Origin of the sequence: Paenibacillus peoriae KCTC 3763 (genome assembly GCF_000236805.1) — a bacterium.
GTDB lineage: Bacteria > Bacillota > Bacilli > Paenibacillales > Paenibacillaceae > Paenibacillus > Paenibacillus peoriae.
Genome location: NZ_AGFX01000018.1, coordinates 456,171 through 482,389, shown reverse-complemented (window position 1 = coordinate 482,389; position 26,219 = coordinate 456,171). Strand labels below are relative to the sequence as shown.

Below are 26,219 nucleotides of genomic sequence, written 5' to 3'. Positions count from 1 at the left end.
ACGCCATAAAAGGCATAAGCTCATTGACGCTTCACATTCACCACCGTTGAAAAGAAAGTTGCCCCCTGTCCCATATCTGACAATCGATCAGAGGTTAATGCATTGGCACGCTGTCTGCGCCCCTTGCCTTTCCACCATAGCCCTTGGCTAATCACTGTACCGGGCAGCATCAGATCAGTAACTTTGGCTTTCAGCTCATACGTTCCCCGATCATTCCATACGGTAACCAGATCCCCATCCACGATGTCTCTTGTCTGAGCATCCTCCGGGTGAATCTGCAGCAAAGGCTCCCGCTCCAATCGCTGATGCTTGGGCAAATTGGCGAAGGTGGAATTGAGAAAATTGTGATTTGGCGGCGAAATAAACATCAGTGGAAACCGCTCATCTACTAGCGGTCGCTGCTCTCCATCATAGCCTTCGATCAGCGGCACATACGTGGGCATCGCGGGCAGACCCATTTGCTTCATCTGTTCCGAATACAGCTCAATCTTACCCGAGGGCGTGGTTAGACGATCCAGATAAGCAGCTTTGGGCGTCATATCCAGCTTTACAAAAGGTGACTCTTTCAAAGCTTCTAAAGTAACACCATTAAGATAAGGATTCGTTGGGTTATCCAGCGCGCCCACGATCATGTCTTCTTCACTTTCCGTAAATGCAGCTTCATCAAAGCCCATGGCTCGTCCGAGCAGACTAAACAGCTCATAATTGCTTTTACTTTCTCCGAGTGGAGCAATGACTGGCCTCTGCATCTGAACGTAGTGATGCCAGTAGGATTTGTACAGGTCTGTACCTTCAAAAGAAGACGCCGCAGGCAGCACAATATCCGCATAGCGGGCCGTATCGGTCAGGAACAGGTCATGTACAACCGTGAATAGATCCTCCCGTTCAAACCCCTGTGTCACCCGTTTCGTATTCGGTGCTACGACCACCGGATTGCTGCAATATACAAACAGCGCCTTGATTGGCTCATCCTTTTGCAGCAACGTTTCTCCGATCCGGTTCATGTTGATCACCCGGGCATCCGGGTTCCGGCGCAGATCCGGACGCTCCAGATTGGCGCCGTTAAATTTGGCATAAGCGCCATTGGAGCGCGATGCGCCTCCTCCGTGCTTCAGCCATTGTCCGGTGAGCGCGGGCAGGCATGTTACCGCGCGTACATTCATGCCGCCATTCTCATGATGCTGAAGCCCGTTGCCGATATTGATATACGCCGCTCGCGCCTGTCCGTACATCTCCGCCAGGCGAATGATATCCGCTGCAGGTACGCCCGTGATACGCGCAACCCGCTCCGGGGTGTACGCCTTAACATGCCCGCGCAGCTCTTCATGGCCTACCGTGTAGCGGCGTAAAAATTCATCGTCCGTTAGCCCTTGCTCGAACAGCACGTTCATTATTCCCAACGCGAGCGCCGTATCCGTTCCCGGGTATAAAGGAATGAACCAATCCGCCCATTGCGCCGTCCGGTTACGATGAACATCAATAACAACCACCTTGGCACCTTTTTTACGTGCCTTCTCGGCCAATACTACCTGATGCATGTTCGTGCTGATGACATTTCCACCCCATACAATAATCAGGTCTGCATCCTCTGTATCCTCCGGGCTGGTGCCCCCCTTAAAACCCATGACAGATGCCCAACCTTTATTCCCGGCTACGCTGCAAATCGTCTGATCTAGCTGACTAGAGCCCAGCGCATTGAAAAAACGGCGATCCATTCCGTCCACACTCAATACGCCCATATTGCCATAAAAGCTGTAGGGGAGAATGGATTCCGGGCCGTCCGTACGAATCAGCTCCTTGAACCGACCTGTAATGGTATCGACTGCTTCTTCCCAGCTAATTCGTTCAAATTTCCCTGCTCCTTTGGGGCCTACACGCTTCAGCGGATAGAGCACCCGATCAGGGTCATATACCCGCTCCGTCATATTACGAACTTTATTACAAATAGCCCCTTTTGTAATAGGATGATCCGGGTTACCAGTTACCTTGACAATTTTTCCGTTTTCCTTGTGAAGCAGGAGCCCGCACGTATCTGGGCAATCTAGCGGACACACAGCCGGAAAAATACCATCGGCCTGATCCGTCATCTGCTGCCCTCTTTGTAAGTCTGGTTGAAGCGTAGCCTCAGAAGGCGCGCTGTTGCGATGATCCATGGTGTTGATGCTCCTTTCCGTTACCGTTTCCAAAAATTACACTGTACTTATCATATCTACAGCTATGAGCTATGGCAAGAGAAGGATTTTGCCAAGCAGCTTCCGATCGAAAGAGCCAAAAAATCCGCCTGCTGCATAGAGCCAAACGGATTTTCGAAAAAATCACAATTATTTTTTTATAGCCTGTTTCATCTTGTCTTACCGAGGGTAAAAGAGATCAAGGCATTATGGACGAGAGCACACTCATCCTCCATGCCAAATCATGGACCACTCCCAAAAAAAATCCGCCATGACAGGTTTCGTTCCCCCGGACCTGTCATGGCGGATTTGCTTTGTTCGATTCTATCAAAAGTAACTAATCAAGCGCGATCACTCAGTGGACTGGAAGCAACCGAAGAAGTAGTCTGAGTTCCGCTCACTGGATGTGCATCGGAATGCGGCTTTTTCAAATAGGCTAACCAGTAAGCCCCAGCCACAAACAGGCTTCCTCCAACCAAATTTCCCAGCCAGACCGGAATAAAGTTCATGATATAATCTGCCCATGAAAAATGGCCTGCAAAGATAGCCGCCGGAATGAGAAACATATTGGCCACAACGTGCTGAAAGCCGATAGCAACAAAGGCCATGGTAGGGAACCAAATCCCCATAATTTTTCCACCTATTGAATCCGTGCTATACGCCAGCCATACAGCCAGCGCTACCAGCCAGTTACATCCGATACCAGATATAAACGATTGCAAAAAGCTATCCTGCAGCTTATGACCTGCCATATCCACCACTTTATCCAAATAAGGGCCCGCTTCTGTCAGACCCAGCACATGGCCAAAGAAAAATGCAACGAATAACGCGCCGACAAAATTACTGAGCGTAATAATGACCAGATTACGAAGCATGGCGCCGGTCTTAATCCGTCCTGCCCATCTCGCCAAAGGGACAGCCATCATATTGCCGGTCAGCAATTCTCCGCCAGCGATCAATACTAATACCAGTCCTACAGGGAACACCGCAGCTCCTATAAAGGTAGCAATACTCCCCCATTCCTTAGGCGCGCTTGCAATAACACGTATATCCAGCAAAAACCCGAGTGCAATGAATGCGCCTGCCAAAAATCCCAATACCACCGACACAATCCACGGGTTGTTCGCTTTGGCTACTCCTGTTTCCACCGTCTTTTCGGCAATTTGCCCCGGTTTATAGCTTGCCATATACTCCCGCTCCTTTAACATCTTTTTACTCTTATATTCTTCTTTCATATTTTATTTAAAATCAGTAATTAAGTTTGTGAAAAAAATCACTTTTGTAATTATTAAAAAAACAGCCCTTGAATCAAGGACTGTTTTTCGTGTATTAAATGCCTCTACCGCATCACTAAGCACTTATAATTAATTATATTCTTCCTTTTCAACTGCTCTCAAGAACCAAAGAACTCCGCCGAGACCGATTGCTGCGACAACTACAAGAAAAAGGATATAAAACAAACCCATTATCTACTCCCCCTAATCCTTATGCTCTCTATATTGTACTATAAGGATTCGTTCACACGTCGCAGATTGTTGACAAACTTATGAACAATGTCACAGACAAATCAAATTATACGGTAACTGGTTTTCGTTCAGCTAGCGAAGGCAATGCTTGCAATCCGGCTGCATTCAGGAAATTCCAAGGCTTGTTGTAATGTGGTTGGAAGAAGAAATCAACAAAGGCCAATTGGTCAATGGTCATATGATTCTGAATGGCCACAGATAGCGTATTAATGGATTGTGTCAAATCCACCTTCGACATAATTTGAGCCCCAACAATTCTTCGTGTCTCCCGCTCATATACAACTTTCAGCAGCACCTTTTCAGAGGTTGGCATAAATTCAGGGCGATAGCTGTCCTCAATGGTTACGGCCTCGACACTCTTTCCTTCGTCTACTGCCGCTGCTTCCGTCAAACCTGTTCCTGCAATATTGTCTTCATATATTTTAATCCCCGAGGTTCCTTGGGTTCCCATGTAGGCAATTGTCGGCTGTACCAGATTACGTGCTACCAGCGTACCCATTCGAACTGCGTTCGTCGCCAATGGAATATAAGCTGCTTTGCCTGTCGGATTGTAGCGAATTGCACAGCTGTCGCCTGCTGCAAACACGTCCGGGCAGCTAGTTTGCATATAGTTGTCCACGATGATTGCACCGCTCGGCAGCATATCCACCTGACCTTTGAGCAAGTCTGTTTGAGGACGGAAGCCGATGCAAAGTATAACAAGCTCTGTTTCGTATTCTCCTTGGGAGGTCACGACTTTGCTCACCTTGCCATTCGTCCCCTCAAACCGACTCACGGTTTCACCCAGCACCAGCTTGATGCCGTGTTCTTTCAGAGAGTTTTCGATCCGGTCTGTGTACTCATGATCCAAATACTTATTCAATATACGATCAGCGCTGTCGATCAGCGTTACGTTTTTACCGTTCATTTGGAAAGCTTCTACCAGCTCAACACCGATGTATCCGGCTCCGACAACTGTGATGTTCTGTACGTGCTTGGCTTTCTCAATGATTTCGTTTGAATGATTATAGTTTTTGCAGAGCAAAATATGATCAAGCTCAATGCCTTCCAGCTTCGGAATAATAGGCCAAGAGCCAGTCGTTACAATCAATTTATCAAATGTGTCCGTAAATTCTTCACCTGTTTGGAGATTACGTGCGCGCAGCGTTTTGCCGGCTGTATCTACACTCGTCACCTCATGAAGCATCTTGGTCACTACACCCATGTCAGCCAGCTGATCCGGTGATGAATAAAACAATCCGTGCGGATCCTTGACGACACCACCTACATACAGTGCAATACCACAAGATAAAAACGAAATATTATCATTGCGCTCGTAAACGGTGATTTCGGCATCTGGATAACATTTGGCTGTGTTGACGATTGCTGCCGTGCCTGCGTGTGTACATCCGATAACTGCTACTTTCATGTTGAATTCCTCCTTGGTGTGTGGGCATAATTGTATAATTATTGTGAATTGTTTCACGTTACCAGCTTGCCTTTTGTGATTTTTTTCACTTCATGTACTTATTATAATGTGATGTTTTTCACATTACAATAGCTTTATATGATATTCACAATTTGTCCACAATTAAAAAACAAGGATAGACAGAACCTGTCATTTGATGATACGCCTCTTTGCTTCATGTAGTTTTCCCTGTATGACCCTGATTATGCCCTTAAAACAGACTCTTAAAAGATGTAGCGACCATCCAGCGAATGTGATATACAGACAGCAAAAAAAGGCCCGTTTCCCGGAGAAATGCCGGAAACCGAACCTTTATAAACTTATACTTGGAGTTGAAGCAAAGCTATTATAGCAATTGCTCAATGGTCGTCTTCATGGCCTCTGGTGATTCCTTGGGCTCAAAACGGGCTACAGGCACACCCTCACGATTCACAATGAATTTCGTGAAATTCCATTGAATCGTACCATCTCCCTGCTCTCCAGGCTGCTGCTTCTTCAAATATTCAAACAGAGGCGCTATATCTGGACCGTTGACATCCACTTTGGCGAATACCGGAAACGTAACTCCGTAATTCAGTTGGCAAAATTCAGCCGCTTCCTCGCTGCTGCCCGGCTCCTGGCCGCCAAATTGGTTACAAGGGAAGCCTAATACAACCAAGCCCCGATCCTTATATTCGTCATAAAGCTTTTGCAGCTCCCCATATTGCGGAGTAAGTCCGCATTGGCTGGCAGTATTCGCAATAACCAGCACCTTGCCGGTGTAGGTGTCCAAAGGAACCTCCTGATTCGCTGGTGTGACGGCATGATGTGAATAGACAGACATACAGCATCCTCCTTCGTATCGTGTGATTTAGGTTTCATAACCTATTCTACCCAAAACGATATGGACATGCCAACATCCTATCCTCATAGGGCTTACCGTGATGCCAGCACTTCACGTCTACGCTCTTCACGCTCCGAAGCCGACATCCTTGGACAAGCATAACAATACCGCTGGCCTCCACCTGTCTTGTAATATTGGCAGCAGGATGGTTTCATATAGGTATTTTCACCGGGACGGTAAGGATTGTCCAGTTCAACGAGACGAACGGTAAACGGGTTTCTTTTACGCCCGAATACCTCTCCCTCCAGCTCCCGCATCACATAATCAAAATCTTGTTCAAAACGCTTCACATCCTGTGGATCGGTCAACATGGGCCGTACTCTGTCCTTAAAATACAACAAAGTCAACGGAAACTGTCCCCACATCTGTCCCATGGATACGCCTCCTGCCGCAGCCAATGCCTCCAGTATGGGCCGCAGCTGCAAGCTGTAAAAGCCACGAAGCGCTTGTTGCGCTTGTTCGGATGAACATTTCTCTCCATCCTGTCGCGCATTATCCAGCTCTGTTGGGTCGATGACCTGCAGGCTAATAGAAGGGAAGTTTCCTTCACAACAAATATGGATTCTGAGATTGGAAATGGACAGATCCAGCTTACGTTCACACAAGGACACCATAAAATGCTGGGCAAATACAAGACCACGCAACTGGTTCACCAAATACACAGCTGCAGTCAAACGGTCTTCAGCTTGCAGAAGCTCACCATAATACTCCAATACTGAACGAGCCTTTTTCGGTTCAAGCCATTCTGCCACTAACCCGGAATACACTGCATCCGCCGGTGTGTCTGTCACTATATTCGCCAATTGCTCCAGTTGATCGTAATCCAGTGGTCTCATCTTGTGTCCCCTTTAGCCTCTTGCTGCAACTTGTGGTCTAGCTTCACGTCGCTCTCCAACAGAACCCGCCAACTGCTCCTCTTCCAAATTCATGTCCTTCACAGCTTGGCTCACCGTTGGCTGTCCAGCCAGAGCATACGGAAGACAGAGCGGTACACCCGTACGGGGGTCTGTTACGATATCCGCTTCAATGCCAAATACCGCACGCAGCACATCCGGTGACATAACCTCGGTTGGAGCTCCTACCGCCTCGGCCTTTCCTTTTTTGATCGCGATCATATGTTGAGCATACCGGGCCGCATGGTTCAAATCATGCACAACCATTACAATGGTGCGTTCTGCCGAAGTATTCAAATACTCTAGCAAATGCAGCACTTCCAGTTGATGCGCCATATCTAAAAATGTAGTCGGCTCATCGAGAAATAAAATATCCGTATCCTGCGCGAGTGCCATAGCAATCCATGCACGCTGACGCTGACCACCAGAAAGCTGATCAATCGGGCGGTCGTGGAACTCGCTCATTCCTGTTACCTGAATCGCCCACTCTACCATTTTGCGGTCTTCGGCTTTCATGGAGCCAAAGCCTTTTTGATAGGGAAAACGTCCGTAAGATACCAGTTCCGTCACGGTCAATCCTTCCGGTGCAGTCGGATTTTGCGGCAAAATAGCCAACTGCTTAGCCACCTCCCGGGTGGATTGCTTATGAATGGATTTACCGTCAAGCAGAACACTACCGCCTTTAGGATTCATGATGCGAGCCATCGTTTTCAGAATAGTGGACTTGCCGGAGCCATTCGCGCCCACCAATGCGGTAATTTTCCCTTGCGGTATTTCCACGTTCAGATCTTCTACAATCAACCGATCTTCATAAGCAATATCCAGATTTGCCGTTTTCAGACGAAACATTTGGAATCATTCCTTTCCCTTATCCAATATATAGTCACGGGCTTAACGCACGACATTCATCAAAAATTCATTCTATCTTTATATAATAAAGATATTGATAATCATTATCAAGTATTAACTGACATATTCCCTTTAGCATACGATTCAGATCATCAAATATGTCCTTAAATCCCGGATTGCATCACCAGTAAAGATCAAGAAAGGATGCCTCATGCAGATATTTCATCCGTTTTCTTCCACTTTCCTGAAATAAATTGTATTGTATATGATTTGAATGGTGTGACTCAGTTCTTTACTTTGCCTGCGCCTGATTTTATCTTTAGTGCATTATCAACCTCATTTCTGGTAAGCCTTATTTTCGGTATATTGTATTCTCTGGTGTTTTTAATCAGGAAAAAGAGTTCATAAGCTTAAGCCTGTTAGGAACAAGAAAAAAGACTGCCTCATCGTAGTTTACACACTACTGATGAGACAGTCCCAGTTCTTTCTGGCTCCCGCCAATCGCATTAAGAACGTACAGAAGACAGCCCAAATGCTTCAGCCATAAGACGTATCGATTTCATCTTGGCGTCAAAGTCGTGAATGATGCTCGCGACCATGACCTCTTGTGCATGATAGTCCTTGCATAGTTGCTCAATCTGACGCTTTACCTGCTCGGGCGAACCCACCACCATACGCTTGCGATTCTCGCGGATGCGCATCCGGTCATATGGCGTATACGGATACGCCAAGGCCTTTTCGACGGAAGGTGTTCCAGCGGAGCGCATGCCCTGCTCCAGCAGCACCAGAGACAAGTCCATGCTGGAGGCCAAGCGGTTTGCTTCTTCTTCGGTATCCGCACAGATCGCAAATATAGCGACAAGTGAACGCGGCTGGTCACTATGCCGGGAAGGCTGGAAGCTCTTCTGATACCCCTTCATAGCTTCTGTACCGCCTTCCCCGTTAATAAACTGGGCAAATGCAAAGCCCACGCCACGCTCGGCGGCCAGACCCGCACTATCACCGCTGGAGCCAAGCAGCCACATTTCCGGTGCTGCCTCTACGATTGGCATCGCTTGTAGAGAGCCGAAGCGATGCTGGTTGCCTGTGCTGTCATGCAAATAGGCTAACAGATCGTCCAGCTGCTCAGGGTACAGATCAACGCCGCCCCTCATTTTTCCTTCTTGCAGGGCCCTGGTAGCAATCGGCATACCTCCCGGTGCTCGTCCCAGGCCCAAATCAATGCGTCCCGGATACAGGCCCTCCAGTACCCGAAAATTTTCCGCTACTTTATAAGCGCTGTAATGCGGCAGCATCACACCGCCAGATCCCACTCGAATCGTCCGGGTACGAGCGGCCAGATGCGAGATTAATACCTCCGGGCTGGAGCCAGCAAGATTAGAGGCAGCATGATGCTCTGACACCCAAAAGCGATGATAACCCAAGCGCTCCGCCTCTATAGCAAGCTCAGCGGTCTGTTGTAATGCTTGCGCATGCGTCATGCCTTCCGATACCGGAGATTGGTCAAGAATGCTGAGTTTTATCATAAAAGTCTGACCTTTCTATTGTGGAATAAGAATAGGCATTAATTATAGCACGCGAAGCCACAGTTACCCAAGAGGGGTCAACATCGATTTTATACTGCAAAATATATTTCAGACTAAAAACTGGAAATATTTATTTTTCGTAGAGACTCGCCTTCACTTGATCTGCTTCATACAGATGCGAGCGCTTTTTAAAGAAACTAAACAGATGTGTAACGATTACTTTCAAGACCGCATAGCCTGGAACCGCCAGAATGATCCCTACTATGCCAAACAAGTTGCCTGCTGTCAAAATAACAAAGATGATCGTGATCGGATGTACTCGAAGAGATTTGCCCATAATTTGTGGAGAAATAAATTTACCTTCAATGAGCTGAACAATCGTCCACACGATAACCATCTTGAACAGCATAAACGGAGAGGTGACCAGAGCTACAATTAATGCAGGCGTAATGGCAATGACAGGCCCCAAGTATGGAACAACACTCGTAAAAGATGCAATGACTGCAAGCGTCAAAGAGTAGTCCAGCCCAATAATCAGATAACCAATATACAGCAGCACCCCAATACAGAAGCTGACAATAATTTGTCCACGAATATACGAGCTGACCTGATGGTTCATTTCGGTCATAATACGATCTGTCTCTTTACGAAACATAGGCGGAAACATCTTCAGGATTGACTGTGGCAGCTTGCGCCCATCCTTCAGCAAGTAGAACAAAATAAATGGAACCGTAGCAATCGCAAGCACGGTTTCCGTGACTACTCCTACAAAGCTGCCTACACCTGTCCAAGCATTATTAATGAAGGCGGACAACTTTTCAGAAGCTTTTGAGGCCAGTTCAGACGGATTTATTTGAACCGTGTTCAGGAACTGGTTCACAAAGTCACTGCCAATTAATTTCTCAAACTGCACTTGTACTTGCTGGCTATATGCAGGCACATTTTGAATAAGGCCCTGTATTTGATCACGGATCACAGGTATCACCGATGTAATCACAACAGCAATAATCCCTATGATGAGCAAATACAGCACAATAATGGAGTAAATTCGCTTTACTTTATTGCGCTCCAGTATATCAATCAATGGATTGAACAGATAGTACAGCACGCCAGACAAAATGACGGGAAGAATGATCGTTTTCAGCAACACCATGACAGGGGTAAAAATGTATGAAATTTTGGTGAGCACCAGGATATTCAAGCCGATTAGCAGCAATACCAGCAGGAATAACACAAACTTGTTGTTCAGAAAGAACTTTTTGAATCGGTCTTTCCATGCCGGAGTCGTTTCCACATGACATTCTCCTTCTCTTAGGCAAATAAGTGTTCTATTTTCTTAATAGTTAAGATATATCTTTGCAACAAAATATACAAGTTTATACCTGAGGGTTTTGCAAAATCCTGACCTCAATAAACACAAAAGCAAACAAAGTTGTACGACGCGTACGAACCTCGTTTGCTTTGGATGGTTATGGAGTATCATTTTTCGTGGTGACAGAATCTGTCGGCGTGGCCGCAGGCTTATTTTCCTGTTCAAAAAGATTTTGTATGAATCGCTTGAGCTTGCTTTCGTCCACCCCTAGTACCTGCGCCCCCTTGATTGTTTCTCCACGCACCAGTTCATTGGGTGGGATTTGCTGTTTGGCTATCGTTTTTGCGTCGATATTAAAGCCTAATGAAGCCAGTTGCAGCATTTCCGTAGTACTCAGATTCGTTTCAATATAAGGAGAAATGCTATTTAAAATACTCGGTAGCTTAATCAACGACGAGGTCGACTGAATTTTGCCGCCCAGCTCGGTTATAAATTTACGCTGCCGTTCGGTCCGCGTAAAGTCGGAAGTTGCATCGTGACGGAAGCGAACATATTGCAGGGCTGTTTTGCCGTCCATGTGCTGCATTCCCTTTTTCAGATCAATATCGAACTGGTGTTTATCCGCTTTGGACGTATAGTGCATGTCTTTTTCAACATCCAGATCAATACCACCCACAGCATCAACCAGCGCAATAAAGCCGTTAAAATCAGTGTACACATAGTATTGAATTGGTATGCCCAGCAGGTTGCTTACGGTCTGTCTGGTCAGATCTGGACCACCGTATGAAAAGGCAGCATTCAATCGGCTTTTCCCGTGACCCGGGATATCGACGTACGTATCACGCAAAATCGACATCAGCGTAGCCTTCTTCGTGACTGGATCAACAGAAGCGACCATCACGGAGTCAGAGCGCCCTGAATCCTCCCCACGTGAATCGCCACCCAGCAGCAATATATTTACTCTCTCTGTTCCATCCCACTCCGGTGGGAGCGACACATCTACAGGTTGCACATTGGCTTGGCTTTCTGTTTGCGGTTTGAATTTTGAATCCTGTCCGGAAGCGACCGAAATTTGATTCGTAAAATGATATATAGAGTAAGCATAATATCCACCCACTATAAGAACTACCGCAGCGACAGAAATGCCTAGCCATTTTAAAAATTTCCTCATATTATCCGGTAACCTCGCTTTTATTCATCATCGTTCGACTTTTAAAAGCATACCCTTCCTGCAAGTTGGCTGTCAATTAAGCCTACCTGTGCAAGCATACCGAGAGGTCTGTCAAGTGGTCGTTGCTCGTGTCTGTTAAGACTTATTTCCAGAGTCTTTCTGCGTCAAGTTCTCAGCTTTGAGGTCGTCCGGATACCACGGATTCAAATGGACAAGCACCTCATACACTCTCGGTTCCTGCTTCATGACAGCCCTCTTGATCAGACGGATAATATCGTGTCCCTGCTGAATCGTCAAAGTAGCATCCACTGAAGCGCGGATATCCACAATAATGTATTGGCCGTGTTCACGGGCACGGATACGGTCGATACGTTGAACCTCGGCTACACCAAGTGCGGCCGCGGCGTAGCTTTCGATTTCCTCAGGTGCAATGGCCTTCTCCATAAGTACGTCTATGCACTCACGGCTCATTTCCCACGCCAATTTCAGGACCAGCAATGCCACGACAAAGCCCGCAATCGGATCACCGTAGGATAAAATCGGAATACTCCAGTGCTCACCAATCAAACCGAGGCCGATCCCCAGCACAGCAGCTCCAGAGGCGTACACATCAGCCAAATGATCCTTTGCCGTCGCAATGAGACCTTGACTATTAGCCGCTCTCCCGATACGAATCGTGTAAATATACAGCCACTGCTTCCAGAGCAGGGAGATGACTGCCGCCACCAATGCCAGTATATGCTCCTGCGGCATCGGCTCGAACAGCGCCGCAATGGAATGATAGCCGATGAATATGCCGGCCCCGAACAAGATGACTGCCACCACACTCGCACCGATCACTTCTGCCTTGCCGTGACCATAAGGATGATCCTCATCCGGTGGCTGACTGGATATGCGCATCGCTCCCAGCGCCGTTGCAGAGGCAATCACATCCCCGGCGTTATGCACACCGTCAGCTACCAGCACCTTACTGTTGAACATGAGTCCTGCAATGATTTTAATGCCGGTTAATAGGATGTTGCTAATCAGGCTGATCCATGCCGAGAACATGGCACGCTTGCCCATATCCTGTTCCTGCATCATGTATAACCCCTCCATTATTTTCTTTAACAAGCTACTTCATTGCACACGCTAATCTGTTATTTTCAAAGCAGTTCCGTGCTTATTCCATCTTATGATACGGCCCCTTCAGATGGCATGAATGAAGATTACAATAGCCCCGGAAGATAAGCCTCTCCGGGGCTATTATGATAACCATAGCTGAGCATTCTATGAGAACGCTCCTGTATTAACTATCTGGACCGTCCACGACGGCCTCCCTGGCCTTGACCACCACGCGGGCCGCCTTTGGCTTGTCCACCGCGGCCTCCCTGGCCTCCGCGTGCGGAACCGCCGCTACTGCGGTCATATCCACCGCGGTCGCTGCCTTGCCCTGCCGAGCGACCTTGCCCTCCGCGTGCGGAACCGCCGCTGCTGCGGTCATATCCGCCACGTTCGCTGCCTTGCCCTGCCGAGCGACCCCGGCCTCCGCGTGCCGAACTGCCGCTGCTGCGGTCGTATCCGCCACGTTCGCTGCTGCTGCGGCTGGAGCGGCGCTCACCGCCTGCACCGTCACGGCGGCCCGCCTGTTCACGGCCGTTGCCCCGGCGCCCGCCGCCGGAATCGCCACCGCCAAAGGAGCGGCGGTCGTTTCTGCCCGAGCGGCGTTCTCCACCCTGCCGCTCAGATGTATCGGGAGCAGGTCTGCGCTGCCCCCCGCCTTCACTGCTGGTGAATGTGACACCAGCAACCTTCTGGATGTTCCGAAGCTCTGGAACATCCCTTGGCGTGGCGAGCGTCACCGCCACACCTTTGCCTCCGGCACGGCCGGTACGACCGATGCGATGAATATAGCTCTCGGCATCCTGCGGCATATCATAGTTGAAGACATGTGTGACGCCCTCTACATCCAGGCCTCGTGCAGCAACGTCGGTCGCTACGAGCAATTGAAGCTTCGCTTCACGGAACGCCTTCATCACCTGCTCACGCTTGTTCTGGGACAAATCTCCGTGAAGCTCACCGCTTGCGAAGCCCATCTCCTGCAGCTCCTCATTCAGCTTGGCAGCACGGCGCTTCGTACGGCAGAAAATAACCGCCAAATACGGGCGGTCCGTATTCAGCATATCCACCAATGCCCGTTGCTTGCCCCGGTCTGTTGTCTGCACAACTACCTGACGGATTTGGCTTACCGGAACGGAAGAAGCGGATTTCACTTTGACATCTATCGGTTCATTCATATAGACACGAGCCAGCTTGCGGATGCCGGCTGGCATCGTTGCGGAGAACAGCATCGTTTGTCTCCGATAAGGGACCTCCTGGAGAATCGTCTCTACATCGTTCAAAAAGCCCATGTGCAGCATTTGGTCAGCTTCATCCAGCACCAGCATTTTAACGCCGCCCAAATCCAGTGTGCCACGTCTCAGATGATCCAGCAGTCGCCCGGGTGTACCAATAATCAGTTGTGCGCCGCCTTTCAACTTACGGAGCTGACGCTCTACATCCTGTCCTCCGTAGACAGCCAGTAATGACAGGTTCGGTTCTATCGCAGCCAAGCGTTTCGCTTCCTCCGTAATCTGGAGCGCCAGTTCACGCGTAGGCGCAATTACAAGTGCTTGCGGATAACGCTTTTCCAAATTCATTTTCTGTAAAATCGGCAGTAAAAACGCAAGTGTTTTACCTGTTCCTGTATGTGCCTCGGCAATAACATCCTGATCTTGCATCAGCAGCGGAATCGATTCCTGCTGTACCGGGGTGGGCGCTGTAATTCCCTGCTCTTTCAAGACGTCTACCCAATGCTGCTCTACGCCTAATGCTGCAAAATTCTTCAAGTGATATTCACTTCCCTTATCTGTATTCAATATGTGTCACGTAAAATAGGTTTCATGTGCCATATGACATCGATCGTTCCATAGTTCAGAATTCCCATTTTTGTATCGGTGCTCATTCTACCCTTTTCAGGAAGGGAGCTTATCCGTTATTGTTGAATCTGTTCCTGTAACCAACATACGGCCGCAAGGCGGCTCAGGCCGTTCCATTTATGACTTTCCTAGTATACGCGAAGTTGAACAGGTTTCCAAACGATTTTAATGAACCGTGCCAAAGTCAATGCAAAAGATGAATTCCATCCTCATGTCATATATTATGGTAAGAGAATGGGTAATTCATGACCCTAATGATCGAAGAAGATACCCCGGATATGAAGTTACACCAATACGCCCTCAGGAGGTTGCAGCACATGCGCATTCAAGTTCAAAGCGTTGAAAAAACAAATAACGACTATCTTATGCAATATCAAGCCGGAGGAGCGTTGCCATTCGTTCCCCATGATATTGTACTGATTCACGGCAAACAGTATTTTATTGGCACGATATTGAAGGTGGAGCCAGAACAGACCCTTATACGTATCAATCCACAATATGAAAATCAGCTGACAGGCTCCATCGGGTTGGAACTGGCTTTCTCTCCAACGGTTTCTATTCAGGGAGCGGACAGCATAGTAGAAAAACTGGGCTACTTTCCTCCCTTTCATTATGACCGAATTACGGCTGCCAATATGACGAAAGACCAGATTACACTAACGATTGAGCTATCTCCCGCTACCGTGCTAGTCCCCAAATCTCCGGATCTGGAGCCTTCGTCTGAGGCACCTGTCACCCCGGAGACTCCAGCCAAGGACGCTCCCCGTTACGCAGTAACTTTTACATTTCTGGAAACCAAAGAGCATGTATTAACTCCGGTAGAAGCAGAAAATATCATTTTGCAGCTTGATTTTCGTTATGAAGAAGCAGATATGGTCGTCGATATTGATGCATTATCAGGAATATCAGGCAGCTTTCTGTGCAGAGGCATCCGTGCGGAGATTACGGAACTCGAGGAATAAACAGGAGGCCCGCGAGCTGGGGCTAGCTTTGGAACTAGTCCGTAGTGATGCATACATATTAATCAAGGAAGCGGCCTTTGCACTGCTGTGCGCGCATAAAGATCAGCCTTTTGCCCGGCATGCTCTGGAGCAACTGCTGCAACACGAGGAATTCCGCGTATCGGCCAAACGGGAGCTGTCCACATCATCGACCACCAAAGGAGAATTACCCTACTTATGCGTGTAAAAATATTTATATTCATATTTATTATCGGAATTTTATGTGTGCCTGCCTATTTCATTATGAGCAGCTTTGGGTTATTTCAAAGTGAAAAGGTGCTTATTAAATACAAGCTCGCCATTGAGGTAAAAGGTAAAAGGTACGACGCCTGGCCTTTAATCAGCAGCTTTACCGCTATCGATAAAAAAGGAGACGATCGCCAGCTCTACTATCAGGTGGAGGGTTCTGGCATGGAGTACCTGTTCCAGCTGGCCTATGGACAATATGAACTCAGATCCTCCAAGGAAAATCCTTTCCTGGATGGAGAAGTCCACTACACCATGGATCATCCCGAATATGTTCGTGAGGAAAAGCAGTATGAGAACGCAAATGACTACACGGTATTAACCCATTTTTACAATCAACAGGAGCAAATGATCTACACCTACAACCCTGAAGCCAAACTCGACAAGGCATACGTTCGTTCGATCATCACGGCAGGGATGACTCGCACCACCGGTGGATCGAGCAGTACGGTGAAGGATAACTATATCAATATCAGCAAGCTATTCAAGGACAAACTGGGAGTAAATGTGAAGGTAGACGTGGATGAGGACAATAAAATCGTCACCTTATCCATGTCACAGACTTAGGTTTTATGGGACAGTTCGATAGGTTAAGAGAGTTTAAAAAAAGCAGAGAGGAAGGGCTTAATGATGACAGAAACACAACATTCTAAATTGGGACCCGCATATTTGGAAGGATGGGTGGTACCTGAAAACCCGGAGGCATGGGGCGAGCAGGAATGGACAGGCAAGCTCCGTTCACAGGCCGGACAAACGAGGTTCCACATTTTTTATTATGGAGAGCTCATGGACGAACTGATCGCCGTAACCGAATTTGCGCCGCAGCTCATTATTGCAGAGGATGCAGCGACAGGCGAACAGATCGTGATTTTTGATGGAACCCGGCATGGTTACGATGCATTGCTATGCGAAACATATACAGAGGAGCAGCAGAACCATCGCACTCCCCTGTTGCCTTATCTGGACGAAGATGGCGAGGACACCTTCGAGGTAAGCGTGACCGCTTTTTATAATGTTGATTGGGATGACGAGTTTTCAGACGATGTGGATGAGGATGGACAGCTGGAGCTGACCAACGGCGAACGCTGCGATTTTAAAGAGGTGAAGCGAAACGGCTTTGATGCGATCAGTATTACGATTACCAGCGCTAAAGGTTTAAAAACAGAGATCCTTCAGGAAGAACTGGCCTGACGATGATGTTCAAAAGAAATCAAACATCGGGAAGGCGATATTTTTGTTATCCCTATGCATGACGGCCGCTTTGCGGTATGTCAGGCGATCTATGCCCTGCAAAAAGAAGGCGGCCAATGCCCCCTCTTTTCGCAGGGCAGTTCAATAGAAATCTCTACACTCTTTCTCCCCTGCTTCGTAATAGATGTAAAATCATTTCTTCCTTAACATCATAAATATGTAACCTCCTACTCCCCCTAAAACAGACGGAATTAACCACCCTAACCCTACATCATATAACGGAAGAAACTGAGTGAAAAAGTCATTAATTACTTTAATTTCTATTCCAGCAGCGTTCAAGCCATCAAATAGACTAATGATAAAAGTTAATATCAAACTACCTTGATATACTGCTGGCCTTCCTTTAAATACGGGATGTAAAAACGTTAAAAATATGAGAGAAATAGCAATAGGATATATTGTCATTAATACTGGCGTTGAGACCTTAATGAGCTGTGTTAAACCTATGTTGGCTACAAGGGTACTAAATACAGATAACATGACAGCTACTCTTTTATAAGAGAGGTTTGGAAACAATCCATGGAAAAAGGAAGAGCAGGAAGTAATAAGCCCCACACTTGTCGTTAAACACGCTACTGTAATCATTAAGCCTAATAGAATAGAACCATAAGATCCAAAATAGTAGGATGAAACCTTAGCTAACACCTCAGCCCCATTTCCTAAAACACCCAATTTCTCAACACTAGAAGCTCCCATATATGAAAGAGATGTATAGATAAAAGCTAAGAGTATAACCGCAATAGTTATCGCCTTGGCACAAATGATCATCAACTCTTTTTTAGTCGTAACTCCTCTTTCCTTAATTGCATTCACAATAATAATTCCAAAAATAAAGGCTACAAGAGCATCCAATGTTAAATAACCCTCTTGGAAGCCTTTGAAAAAGACATGCGATGTATAACCCTCAACAGGTTCTTGGAATTTTCCAATTGGGTGAATAAGAGCTACAATCACAAGTAATCCAATGAATGTCAATTTAATTGGCGTTAAAAACTTTCCGATGACATCAATAATTTTTGTGGGGTTAAGTGATAACAAGCATGAAACTGTAAAAAAAAGGATAGTAAATACAACAAGTGCCACAGAATCTGCACCGTTTGAAAAAAAAGGTTTTACTCCAATTTCAAATGACACGCTACCGGTTCTAGGAATAGCAAAAAAAGGGCCGATGGCCAGATAAAGGATCGTTGTAAAGACAATACCGAATACGGGATGTACACGACTCGCTAAAGATTGCAAGTTGCTTTTGCCCGAATAAACAAAAGCTGTGACGCCTAGTAACGGTAAGCCAACTCCGGTAACCAAGAAACCCGCATTAGCTATCCATACATTCTTTCCAGCCATTTGACCAAGCATAGGTGGAAAGATTAGATTCCCTGCACCAAAAAATAAAGCAAATAGCATGGATCCTATAACGATAATAAAGGACAAAGAAACACTTTTCGACATAATAAATCCTCCAACCATGAAAAATCACATGTAATAGGGCCTAGTCAATAATCCATTCCTGTAATTGCTGAAATGCACGCTAATTTGCAGATAATCGATCATATAATCCCTACTCATTATATTTTTTCCTCCTTTAATATTCAACATATTACATAAAGATGTGTCAAAGGACGATCATCGAAATAGACCGTTTGCCTTTACTTGCTACAACCGACATATGAGGACTCGCATGTACAGTGATGTGAGGAGACGAGAGTTAGCCGCTTCGTCAGCGGCTTAGCCCCCGGAAGAAAGTATCTATAGTGAATGAAATCACTTCATCCTTCGAACTTGTCATAGGAAGCTCAAAATTCAAGAGCAGGGAAGTCAATCCATGCAGCATGCTCCATACAGATCTGGCGATCAGGCTTTCATCTCCCTGAATGATGCTACCTTCCTCCATAGCAGTCAGGAGTCCAGCCTCAAGCAGCTCAAAGCCTTTAAAGCGTCCACTGTCAATAAGGCTGACCAGGCTTACGGACTCAAGGTCGCTGATGAACAGGATGTTGTAATATTCCGGGTTGGCCATTCCAAAACGGACATAAGCATCAGACACCGTTTTCAGCTTATCCAAGGCATTCAATCCCGCTGCCTCTACTTCCTCCAGGCGCTGCTGAAGTGCCTGCAGAAACAAGGCATTTCCTTCTAACAGCAGTTCACGCACAACAGCTTCCTTATTGGCAAAATAATGATAAATAGTCGTTGGTGAATATTCGATTTGATCCGCAATCTTGCGCATAGAGACTTCGGCGTACCCTTGGTTCAGGAACAGCGACCGGGCAGCCTCGATAATTTTTCGGCGGATCTCATTGCCTTCACGTTCTCGGCGTTTGATATGTTTCATGAGTAAATGTATTGTTCCTTTCTGCCTGACCCAATTTGGCGGCGATGCAATCAGCTTCCATTATACCCGAGCTCATAGACCCTTGAAACCCGCCCCCGGGCTGTGTCCAGGCTCCTACCAATGACAGACGAGCCACAACGGATTTATGTTTCAGTCTTTTCAGACCGGACTGCCGCGCTGTTTGCGCAAAGCCGTATACAGCCCCGCCGGGATTGGCGGTATAGCGCTGCATCGTCCGCGGTGTGCCCAGCTCCGCCACCACCACTTTACTGCCAAAACCCGGATACAGCTGCTCAAGACGCTCCAGTATCTGCCGTGTTACGATTTCCTTTTTGGCTTTATATTCGGAACGTGTTGCAGGCCAGTTCTCCAATCTGTCCAAAAATGTAACTGCGATCACACCTTTCCCCGGCTCATTAAGCGTGGGGTCCATGGCGTTATAATTGGTAAGCATCCAGTTGCCTTTGGTATACTGGCCGTTCATCATGAATTCATAATCTCTCTCCGAATCCGGTACATCATACAAAATCAGGTCTTCTTCGGTAATGCCAAGCTCATGAGGTTCACAGGATAACCCGAGATACAATTGGGTGAGAGACGTACCCATCTCCAGCCTGCTGATGGCCTCCAGCTCACGACGGGCAGCAGCATGGTGCTCCAGCAGACGGCCATAGGTATGGTGAGGACTGATCCCGGATACAATCCAATTGGCTTTATAGGCATCCCCTTTTTTCAGACGGACACCGACTGCTTTACCGCCTTCGAGCATAATTTCAGATACCTGACTACGCAGGTGTACCTCTCCACCAGCTGATTGAATCGCAGCCACCAGTGCATTGGATAACGCCTGTGCGCCTCCTTGAATATAATACGTTCCCTCCAGATGATAGCCGATCCAGGGAGTAAAAAAGTACAAAGCCGAAAGCCGCTTCGGGGGCAAGCCATAATAGGGCCAAAGTGCAGTGAAAAATTCCGTAAATCGGTCAGACAGCCCAAACTGGCTTACAGCCTCCCAGGTGGTCATTTGCGTCCAGCGGAAGAAGGTTCCTGCTTTGAGCAAACCCGCTGCCTTACGCCAGAGACCGGGGGAAGAGGAAGAAAAGGCAGAGAAACCTGCCGCAAAACGACGAATACCTGCAAACAGCTTGTCGATAGCTGTCTGCTCAGCAGGGAACATGTCTTTGAGGAGCTTCACATAGTCTTGCACATCGGATGGGATATCAATGATCTGCCCTTCCCAACGAATCGAGTAGGGGTGCTTTTTGCGGAGAGGCACAATTCGCTGGTCCGCATTGCAGCCCTTAAGCATCTGTCCGAAGCTGCCTTCCTCAAGTCCACCTACACCATGCAGGGATACATCAAAGGTATACCCCTTTCTTGTAAATTCAGTTGCAAAACCGCCAGCCAGCGTATGACTTTCAAAAACAGCGGTCCGGTAACCGAGCGCGGACAATCGTGCTGCACAGGACAAGCCACCCAATCCAGCGCCGATGACAATAACATCATATTTACTCATGATTTCATCCCCTTTTTTAACATCGTTATTTTAGTTAACAGTGTTAAGTCGAAAGAATTATATATCAAAATACCATGCTTGGAAAGCCCTGTTTTCTTGGCAACCTGCCAGCTATCCAGTGAAATATAAGAGATTAGCTTCTTTTATAAAAAAATATCCAAAATTGTAGCGCTTTCACTTGTCAGATTCCAATGATGATGCTATCCTTCAAGTGGGATTGTTACTGAAAAGGCAAAACCCGAGTACATTAGTGTTGTGTACCCGGAGTTTGCCTTTTTTTCATTTTATATGCACGCAACAAGATACAGACAAACATCCCAAACATGTGGTAAGCGCTTTAAAAAATAACACCAAAGGAGATTAATCTCATGCAAAAAAGACGTTTCGCCCTTGTTCTACTATCTTTTGTGTTCCTGCTTACGATCTTTTACCCATCTTCCAGCTCTGCCGCAGCAGCCGATGTCCCAGCACCACAGGCTACCCTGCTTACTCAGGTACAGCCTTTGGGTGAGGTCGTTTCTGCCGTTGTACTGAAATACAGCACTAATATTGATGGGGCATCCTTGTCCACTTCCAGCTTTCAGGTTCAATCTGTACTCAATGATGTATACACAGACAGAACTGTGACCGGTGTATATACCAACGAGACCGGTGCCATCACCAACCGCAGTACTCATGGCAAATATGTCGTGATCGAGCTGGACACGCAGGATAAAAATGCAAGCACTCTTACTTACGATTCGACAAGCGCAGTCAACCTCATCAATCCGTTGAATTATTACATTAGTCAAAAGAAAGATATTGCAACGCAAAAGAAAACAGTCGTTCCAGCCTCTGCACAGACTGTAAAAGCAACCAATAAAGTGACACCCATTGTAGACGATTTCCAAAAAAACACCTTTGAAAATAAAGACGGCTACAAGCTGAACTACTTTGCGTTTGAACCTAAAGTAGAGCCTGGCAAAACCTACCCGCTGGTTGTATTCCTGCACGGAAACGGCGAACGCGGTGACGGAAACGGAGTCAACCTGCTGGCGAATGCCGGTGCTGTCACTTGGGCTTCTCCTGAGCAGCAAGCCAAACACCCATCCTTCGTAATCGCTCCACAAAGCCCGATTGACTTGGAGCATAAATTCATTTGGGCGGATGAGCCGCGCAACAGCGTTGTAGCCGAATTGGTGCGTGAAGCGGCGTTAAAATATCCGATCGACACCAACCGAATCTATATCGTTGGTATTTCTCAAGGAGCTATGGGAACGTGGAGATTGTTGGAAAAAGATCTTGATCTGTTCGCCGCAGGTGTGCCGATTGCCGGTTTGACCAACTATGAAAAAGCCGTTAACATGTATGCGCCTGTTGATCCTAAACACGTCGAAGTACTGAAAAACGTTCCGATTTGGGCCTTCCATGCTGCAGACGATACTACCGTAAGTCCTAAAAACTCACAGGAAATGGTAGATGCCATTAAAGCACAAAACGGAAGCCTCATTCACTTTACTGAATACGAGGCAGGAATTATCAAACCTGTAGGGCACTTCTCCTGGGTTCCCGCTTTGCAAAATCAGGATATGATTGAATGGCTGTTTGCACAAAAGAAATAAATTTACAGGCCTGTTGATTAACCACCGATTCTTCAATCCATTCCGCTAACCTGTGGGGTGGTGCATAAACATATAAATCCGGTGTTCTACAGCAGCTGCGGTCTGGCTGCAACCCCTAAGGGCAAAAAAAGCTGTTTGCGCAGATACTCAGTCCTGCGCAAACAGCTTTATAGTCTAAGGTACTACCTCTGCTTCTTTTACTTCCTCTAGGCTATATTACCTTTACTGCTTTCATTGCCTGCATTACACACATCATTACACTCCATTTGCTCAAGTCTTCCTTCTCGCAACAAGCAGCATAATGAATGAAATTAAGACAATGGCAATCGTCCACGCCCAGGCCATCGTCTGATTCCCCGCATCGACAGCTACATAGATCGCCGTAGGTACCGTCTGCGTCTTATTCGGAATGTTCCCGGCAATCATCAGCGTCGCTCCAAACTCGCCAAGCGACCGTGCGAAGCCCAGTATCGCGGCGGTCAGCAGTGAAGGATAGGACATCGGCAGCGTAATGTAGCGAAACACCTGCCATTCGCCAGCCCCTGCCGATCTGGCCGAGTCCTCCAGCGAGCGGTCCACCGCATCAAATGCCGTCTTCATTGTCTGATAGACGAGCGGGAATGCCACAACGATAGACGCCAGCACCGCCGCCCACCAGGAGAAGATGACTGACGCGTGGAACAACCATTCGATCCATTGTCCTAACCAGCTTCGGCGTCCCAGAATGACCAAGAGTAGGAACCCGACTACCGTCGGAGGCAGCACCAATGGAAGCATGAAGATGGTCTCCAGCATCAGCTTGCCACGTATGCGGCTTCGCCTTATCCAGCGGGCTGCCAGTACTCCTAGGACCAACACGATCACACAGGACAGAGAAGCGACCTGCAAGGATAGCTGTACCGGAGGCCAAAATTCCGCCCAATTCACAGCAGTCAACAACTAATTCGCCTTACGGAAGCCGTACTTTTCCATCACCTGGAGCGCAGGCTCGGTTTGCAAATAATCGTAGAATTGACTTGCATCCTCCTCATGACTTGTGGCAGCCACCAAACCGAGCGGATAGGTAATCGGAGAATGAAGTTTGGAGTCGACTGTTAACGCAATGCTTGTATCCTTCGTGGAAAGTGCATCCGTCTTGTATACGAAGCCCGCATCCGCGTTACCTGTTGCTACGTACTGCAGCACCTGTCGCACATCCTTGGCTTGTACCAGCTTCGGCTCCAATTCACTCCACAGCTTTTGATTCGTTAACACTTCCTGTGCATATTTCCCCGCAGGCACACTGTCCGGAATGCCAATCGCGACTTTCTTGATGTCTTGTCCCTTCAGGTCATCCAGTTTCTTGATCGCCACTCCATCCTTAGCAGGAACGACTAATACCAGATCATTCGCGAGCAACGTGCTGCTCTTCTTGACAAGTGCTTTCCCCTCAAGCGCCTTCATGCTGGAGGTAGATGCAGAGATAAAGACGTCTGCGGGCGCTCCTTGCTCAATCTGACGCTGAAGTGCACCGGAGGCGCCGAAGTTAAAGTTCAGCTTCACATTCGGGTGCTCCTGCTCATATCCGGTCTTAATCTCATTCAGGGCGTCCGTCAGGCTTGCCGCTGCAGAGATCGTCAACTCCACCTGTTGCTGGTCCGGTGCCTTCGTGCCTGCTGTATTCTCCGTTGTTGTTTGTGCTGCTGGTGCATCCGACTTTACAGGAGCTGCGGGCGCAGCACTCTGGGAACCGCAAGCAACTAACACCACTAGTGCCCATATAGCTACTAGACTTCCAATCGTAGACTTGATTCTTCTCAAATTACATCCCCCGTTCAATCATATTTAGTTATAATTAGATATAACTCGTATAAATTCATATCTCATTATAGCTATGAAGATAATCCTTGTAAACCACCAAAAAGCTAGTTGGTAAGTATCACTTATGCCTGTTTAGAAGCTTGATGTTCCTGACTTTTTCGCCAGCCTCTGTTATGCCAGATGATTTGGTGTACAATAGATAAGACACTGTGCATGATACATCACAGAAATTGTTACATTTCAATCATACTGTTACTAATGGAGGTCTACTATGAATTCTCCTGAATCCTATACGACTGAGGAAATAGCCAAGCTACTGAAGATATCCAAGCTGACCGTCTATGATCTGATCAAAAAAGGAGAGATCCCCTCGTACCGGGTAGGTAAGCAAATGCGGGTGGATGCCAGTGATCTCGAAGCTTACAAGCAGCGCTCCAAAAGCCAACTGCTGAGGCACGCCCCATCACCCACACCCATATCCGTGACGATCCCGCCGCATTCGCTATCAGGCGGTTCGGCGCAGAATTCCAGTACAGCAGTCATTACTGGCCAGGACATCAGCCTCGACATCCTCGTCAAGCATCTTGAGAGCCAACAGACGTCCATTCGCCCGCTCCGCTCATATGGGGGTAGTCTGGACAGTCTCATCTCTATGTACCAGGGCAAAGCAGACATCGTCAGTACGCATCTGTGGGACGGCGACAGCGGTGAGTATAATTTGCCTTATATTCGCAAAATTTTGAACGGCTTCTCGTACCTCGTCATCCGTCTGTTATCCCGGCAAGCAGGGCTGTATGTCCAGATAGGGAATCCTTATGGCTTACAGGGCTGGAAGGACTTGGCGCTTCCGGGGCTGCGTTTGGCGAATCGCGAGAAGGGCTCTGGCGCGCGCGTCCTGCTCGACGAGCAGCTCCGTCTTCATCATATAGACCGCACTGCCTTGCTCGGATATGAAGACGAATCGACGCATCATATGGCTGTGGCAGGCAAGGTCGCCTCCGGCGAAGCCGATGTTGGTGTCGGAATCGAGAAGGCCGCCAGTATTGTGGGGTCCGTGCAGTTTATTCCACTCATTCAGGAGCAGTACGATATCGTCATGCTGCGCACACCAGAGCGACAAGAATGGATTGATCTTATATTGCAGATTCTTCATTCGGACAGCTTCCGGCGGGAACTGGGAGCCATTCAGGGATATGACCTTTCTGAGACAGGAAAAATCTTGCTAGAGACATAGTCCGAAGTACAAAACAACGCTCAGGAACAATCTTCCTGAGCGTTGGAGTCTATTATGGTCAATAGCAAATTGCACATGATCTAAAAAGAATATATGAGATTGGCTCATACAGCTCTAAAAAATAAAAGCGCCAGATCAGTTCGAAATCCGCCTGGCGCTATATTTATTGCATCCAAAAAAAGGCACCTGCCTTCCTGTGTCCACCATCAGGAGAGCAAGTGCAAAATAAAACGAGGAGACTAAAAAATTTGACACTGGTATTGCCATTTGCAGTTAACTTGGAAGCTCTAACTCGCGCGCTTCGCAGCTTTGACCGTTCTCAAAGCTCGTCTACGCGTTACCTTGTTGGGACAGCTGAGCTGTCTTCGGGCAGTTGTCACGTCTGCTTTCGCCATGTGTACATACCCCACCCTATTCACTTAGGCTCATATTGGGAGTCTGTGCCTAAATACTTAAATGATTATGATTCTCATTATCATTTAAGATTATATAATTAAATCTAC

At 47.4% G+C, this 26,219-nt stretch carries 23 protein-coding genes; 6 read left to right on the top strand and 17 right to left on the bottom strand.

What is annotated here, in order from left to right; translation table 11 throughout:
- Positions 1–20: 20 nt before the first annotated feature.
- From KQI_RS0113105 to KQI_RS0113050, 11 genes are all read right to left on the bottom strand, one after another.
- Positions 21–2,153: a molybdopterin-containing oxidoreductase family protein gene (locus KQI_RS0113105; protein ID WP_010347224.1), complete on the bottom strand. Its 2,133-nt coding sequence runs from the start codon at positions 2,151–2,153 to the stop codon at positions 21–23.
- Positions 2,154–2,512: 359 nt separating this feature from the next.
- Positions 2,513–3,358: a formate/nitrite transporter family protein gene (locus KQI_RS0113100; protein WP_010347223.1), complete on the bottom strand. Its 846-nt coding sequence runs from the start codon at positions 3,356–3,358 to the stop codon at positions 2,513–2,515.
- 385 nt (positions 3,359–3,743) lie between these two features.
- Complete coding sequence (locus KQI_RS0113090; RefSeq protein ID WP_010347221.1) at positions 3,744–5,105, bottom strand: FAD-dependent oxidoreductase; 1,362 nt, start codon at positions 5,103–5,105, stop codon at positions 3,744–3,746.
- Between the two features lie 385 nt (positions 5,106–5,490).
- Positions 5,491–5,967: a glutathione peroxidase gene (locus tag KQI_RS0113085; protein ID WP_010347220.1), complete on the bottom strand. Its 477-nt coding sequence runs from the start codon at positions 5,965–5,967 to the stop codon at positions 5,491–5,493.
- A gap of 92 nt (positions 5,968–6,059) precedes the next feature.
- Positions 6,060–6,863: a hypothetical protein gene (locus tag KQI_RS0113080; RefSeq protein WP_010347219.1), complete on the bottom strand. Its 804-nt coding sequence runs from the start codon at positions 6,861–6,863 to the stop codon at positions 6,060–6,062.
- Positions 6,864–6,875: 12 nt separating this feature from the next.
- Complete coding sequence (locus KQI_RS0113075) at positions 6,876–7,769, bottom strand: ABC transporter ATP-binding protein (protein WP_010347218.1); 894 nt, start codon at positions 7,767–7,769, stop codon at positions 6,876–6,878.
- A 506-nt stretch (positions 7,770–8,275) separates the two neighbouring features.
- Positions 8,276–9,295, bottom strand: a complete 1,020-nt coding sequence (locus KQI_RS0113070) for an LLM class flavin-dependent oxidoreductase (protein WP_010347217.1) — start codon at positions 9,293–9,295, stop codon at positions 8,276–8,278.
- A gap of 130 nt (positions 9,296–9,425) precedes the next feature.
- Complete coding sequence (locus KQI_RS0113065; protein ID WP_010347216.1) at positions 9,426–10,589, bottom strand: AI-2E family transporter; 1,164 nt, start codon at positions 10,587–10,589, stop codon at positions 9,426–9,428.
- A 175-nt stretch (positions 10,590–10,764) separates the two neighbouring features.
- Complete coding sequence (locus KQI_RS0113060) at positions 10,765–11,778, bottom strand: LCP family protein (RefSeq protein ID WP_010347215.1); 1,014 nt, start codon at positions 11,776–11,778, stop codon at positions 10,765–10,767.
- A 135-nt stretch (positions 11,779–11,913) separates the two neighbouring features.
- Positions 11,914–12,858, bottom strand: coding sequence for a cation diffusion facilitator family transporter (locus tag KQI_RS0113055; RefSeq protein WP_029390141.1), 945 nt, complete (start codon positions 12,856–12,858; stop codon positions 11,914–11,916).
- A 212-nt stretch (positions 12,859–13,070) separates the two neighbouring features.
- Entirely contained in the window at positions 13,071–14,645 is a 1,575-nt protein-coding gene (locus KQI_RS0113050) for a DEAD/DEAH box helicase (RefSeq protein WP_010347213.1), read from the bottom strand.
- 407 nt (positions 14,646–15,052) lie between these two features.
- On the opposite strand from KQI_RS0113050, the gene KQI_RS0113045 reads away from it, so the two are divergent.
- The 4 genes from KQI_RS0113045 to KQI_RS0113030 all read left to right on the top strand — a co-directional run bounded on the left by KQI_RS0113045 (position 15,053) and on the right by KQI_RS0113030 (position 17,173).
- Positions 15,053–15,697 (top strand): immunity 50 family protein, encoded by a 645-nt coding sequence (locus tag KQI_RS0113045; RefSeq protein ID WP_010347212.1) that lies wholly within the window; start codon positions 15,053–15,055, stop codon positions 15,695–15,697.
- 28 nt (positions 15,698–15,725) lie between these two features.
- The gene (locus KQI_RS0113040) at positions 15,726–15,923 is read left to right on the top strand and encodes a hypothetical protein (protein ID WP_010347211.1); all 198 of its coding nucleotides are present in this window, start codon (positions 15,726–15,728) and stop codon (positions 15,921–15,923) included.
- Positions 15,914–16,549, top strand: a complete 636-nt coding sequence (locus KQI_RS0113035) for a hypothetical protein (protein WP_010347210.1) — start codon at positions 15,914–15,916, stop codon at positions 16,547–16,549. Before KQI_RS0113040 ends, KQI_RS0113035 begins: the two co-directional genes overlap by 10 nt.
- A gap of 63 nt (positions 16,550–16,612) precedes the next feature.
- Positions 16,613–17,173, top strand: a complete 561-nt coding sequence (locus KQI_RS0113030; protein ID WP_010347209.1) for a hypothetical protein — start codon at positions 16,613–16,615, stop codon at positions 17,171–17,173.
- A gap of 192 nt (positions 17,174–17,365) precedes the next feature.
- On the opposite strand, the gene brnQ is transcribed toward KQI_RS0113030, so the two are convergent.
- From brnQ to KQI_RS0113010, 3 genes are all read right to left on the bottom strand, one after another.
- Positions 17,366–18,682: a branched-chain amino acid transport system II carrier protein gene (gene brnQ, locus KQI_RS0113020; RefSeq protein WP_010347208.1), complete on the bottom strand. Its 1,317-nt coding sequence runs from the start codon at positions 18,680–18,682 to the stop codon at positions 17,366–17,368.
- 268 nt (positions 18,683–18,950) lie between these two features.
- Positions 18,951–19,565 (bottom strand): TetR/AcrR family transcriptional regulator, encoded by a 615-nt coding sequence (locus KQI_RS0113015; protein WP_010347207.1) that lies wholly within the window; start codon positions 19,563–19,565, stop codon positions 18,951–18,953.
- On the bottom strand, positions 19,537–21,081 hold the full coding sequence (locus tag KQI_RS0113010; RefSeq protein WP_010347206.1) for a phytoene desaturase family protein: 1,545 nt from the start codon (positions 21,079–21,081) through the stop codon (positions 19,537–19,539). The genes KQI_RS0113015 and KQI_RS0113010 overlap by 29 nt, the downstream gene beginning before the upstream one ends.
- 368 nt (positions 21,082–21,449) lie before the next feature.
- Here KQI_RS0113010 and KQI_RS0113005 point away from each other — a divergent pair, with 368 nt between their 5' ends.
- Positions 21,450–22,682 carry a PHB depolymerase family esterase gene (locus KQI_RS0113005; RefSeq protein ID WP_010347205.1) on the top strand — a complete coding sequence of 411 codons (1,233 nt, stop codon included), beginning with the start codon at positions 21,450–21,452 and terminating at the stop codon, positions 22,680–22,682.
- 270 nt (positions 22,683–22,952) lie between these two features.
- Here the strand turns inward: KQI_RS0113005 and modB are convergent, their stop codons facing one another.
- Both modB and modA read right to left on the bottom strand, forming a co-directional pair.
- A complete protein-coding gene (modB, locus tag KQI_RS0113000; protein ID WP_010347204.1) occupies positions 22,953–23,618 on the bottom strand; it encodes a molybdate ABC transporter permease subunit in 666 nt (221 codons plus the stop codon).
- Positions 23,619–23,621: 3 nt separating this feature from the next.
- A complete protein-coding gene (gene modA / locus KQI_RS0112995; protein ID WP_039774386.1) occupies positions 23,622–24,482 on the bottom strand; it encodes a molybdate ABC transporter substrate-binding protein in 861 nt (286 codons plus the stop codon).
- A 271-nt stretch (positions 24,483–24,753) separates the two neighbouring features.
- On the opposite strand from modA, the gene KQI_RS0112990 reads away from it, so the two are divergent.
- Positions 24,754–25,716 carry a substrate-binding domain-containing protein gene (locus tag KQI_RS0112990; RefSeq protein ID WP_010347202.1) on the top strand — a complete coding sequence of 321 codons (963 nt, stop codon included), beginning with the start codon at positions 24,754–24,756 and terminating at the stop codon, positions 25,714–25,716.
- Positions 25,717–26,003: 287 nt separating this feature from the next.
- On the opposite strand, the gene KQI_RS28825 is transcribed toward KQI_RS0112990, so the two are convergent.
- The gene (locus tag KQI_RS28825) at positions 26,004–26,111 is read right to left on the bottom strand and encodes a putative metal homeostasis protein (RefSeq protein ID WP_169314553.1); all 108 of its coding nucleotides are present in this window, start codon (positions 26,109–26,111) and stop codon (positions 26,004–26,006) included.
- Positions 26,112–26,219: the final 108 nt, after the last annotated feature.

Coding starts and splice junctions, on each gene's coding strand:
- KQI_RS0113105 (WP_010347224.1), bottom strand. CDS start 2,153: ATGGATCATCGCAACAGCGCGCCTTCTGAGGCTACGCTTCAACCAGAC.
- KQI_RS0113100 (WP_010347223.1), bottom strand. CDS start 3,358: ATGGCAAGCTATAAACCGGGGCAAATTGCCGAAAAGACGGTGGAAACA.
- KQI_RS0113090 (WP_010347221.1), bottom strand. CDS start 5,105: ATGAAAGTAGCAGTTATCGGATGTACACACGCAGGCACGGCAGCAATC.
- KQI_RS0113085 (WP_010347220.1), bottom strand. CDS start 5,967: ATGTCTGTCTATTCACATCATGCCGTCACACCAGCGAATCAGGAGGTT.
- KQI_RS0113080 (WP_010347219.1), bottom strand. CDS start 6,863: ATGAGACCACTGGATTACGATCAACTGGAGCAATTGGCGAATATAGTG.
- KQI_RS0113075 (WP_010347218.1), bottom strand. CDS start 7,769: ATGTTTCGTCTGAAAACGGCAAATCTGGATATTGCTTATGAAGATCGG.
- KQI_RS0113070 (WP_010347217.1), bottom strand. CDS start 9,295: ATGATAAAACTCAGCATTCTTGACCAATCTCCGGTATCGGAAGGCATG.
- KQI_RS0113060 (WP_010347215.1), bottom strand. CDS start 11,778: ATGAGGAAATTTTTAAAATGGCTAGGCATTTCTGTCGCTGCGGTAGTT.
- KQI_RS0113055 (WP_029390141.1), bottom strand. CDS start 12,858: ATGCAGGAACAGGATATGGGCAAGCGTGCCATGTTCTCGGCATGGATC.
- KQI_RS0113045 (WP_010347212.1), top strand. CDS start 15,053: ATGCGCATTCAAGTTCAAAGCGTTGAAAAAACAAATAACGACTATCTT.
- KQI_RS0113035 (WP_010347210.1), top strand. CDS start 15,914: ATGCGTGTAAAAATATTTATATTCATATTTATTATCGGAATTTTATGT.
- KQI_RS0113030 (WP_010347209.1), top strand. CDS start 16,613: ATGACAGAAACACAACATTCTAAATTGGGACCCGCATATTTGGAAGGA.
- brnQ (WP_010347208.1), bottom strand. CDS start 18,682: ATGTCGAAAAGTGTTTCTTTGTCCTTTATTATCGTTATAGGATCCATG.
- KQI_RS0113015 (WP_010347207.1), bottom strand. CDS start 19,565: ATGAAACATATCAAACGCCGAGAACGTGAAGGCAATGAGATCCGCCGA.
- KQI_RS0113010 (WP_010347206.1), bottom strand. CDS start 21,081: ATGAGTAAATATGATGTTATTGTCATCGGCGCTGGATTGGGTGGCTTG.
- KQI_RS0113005 (WP_010347205.1), top strand. CDS start 21,450: ATGCAAAAAAGACGTTTCGCCCTTGTTCTACTATCTTTTGTGTTCCTG.
- KQI_RS0112990 (WP_010347202.1), top strand. CDS start 24,754: ATGAATTCTCCTGAATCCTATACGACTGAGGAAATAGCCAAGCTACTG.
- KQI_RS28825 (WP_169314553.1), bottom strand. CDS start 26,111: ATGGCGAAAGCAGACGTGACAACTGCCCGAAGACAGCTCAGCTGTCCC.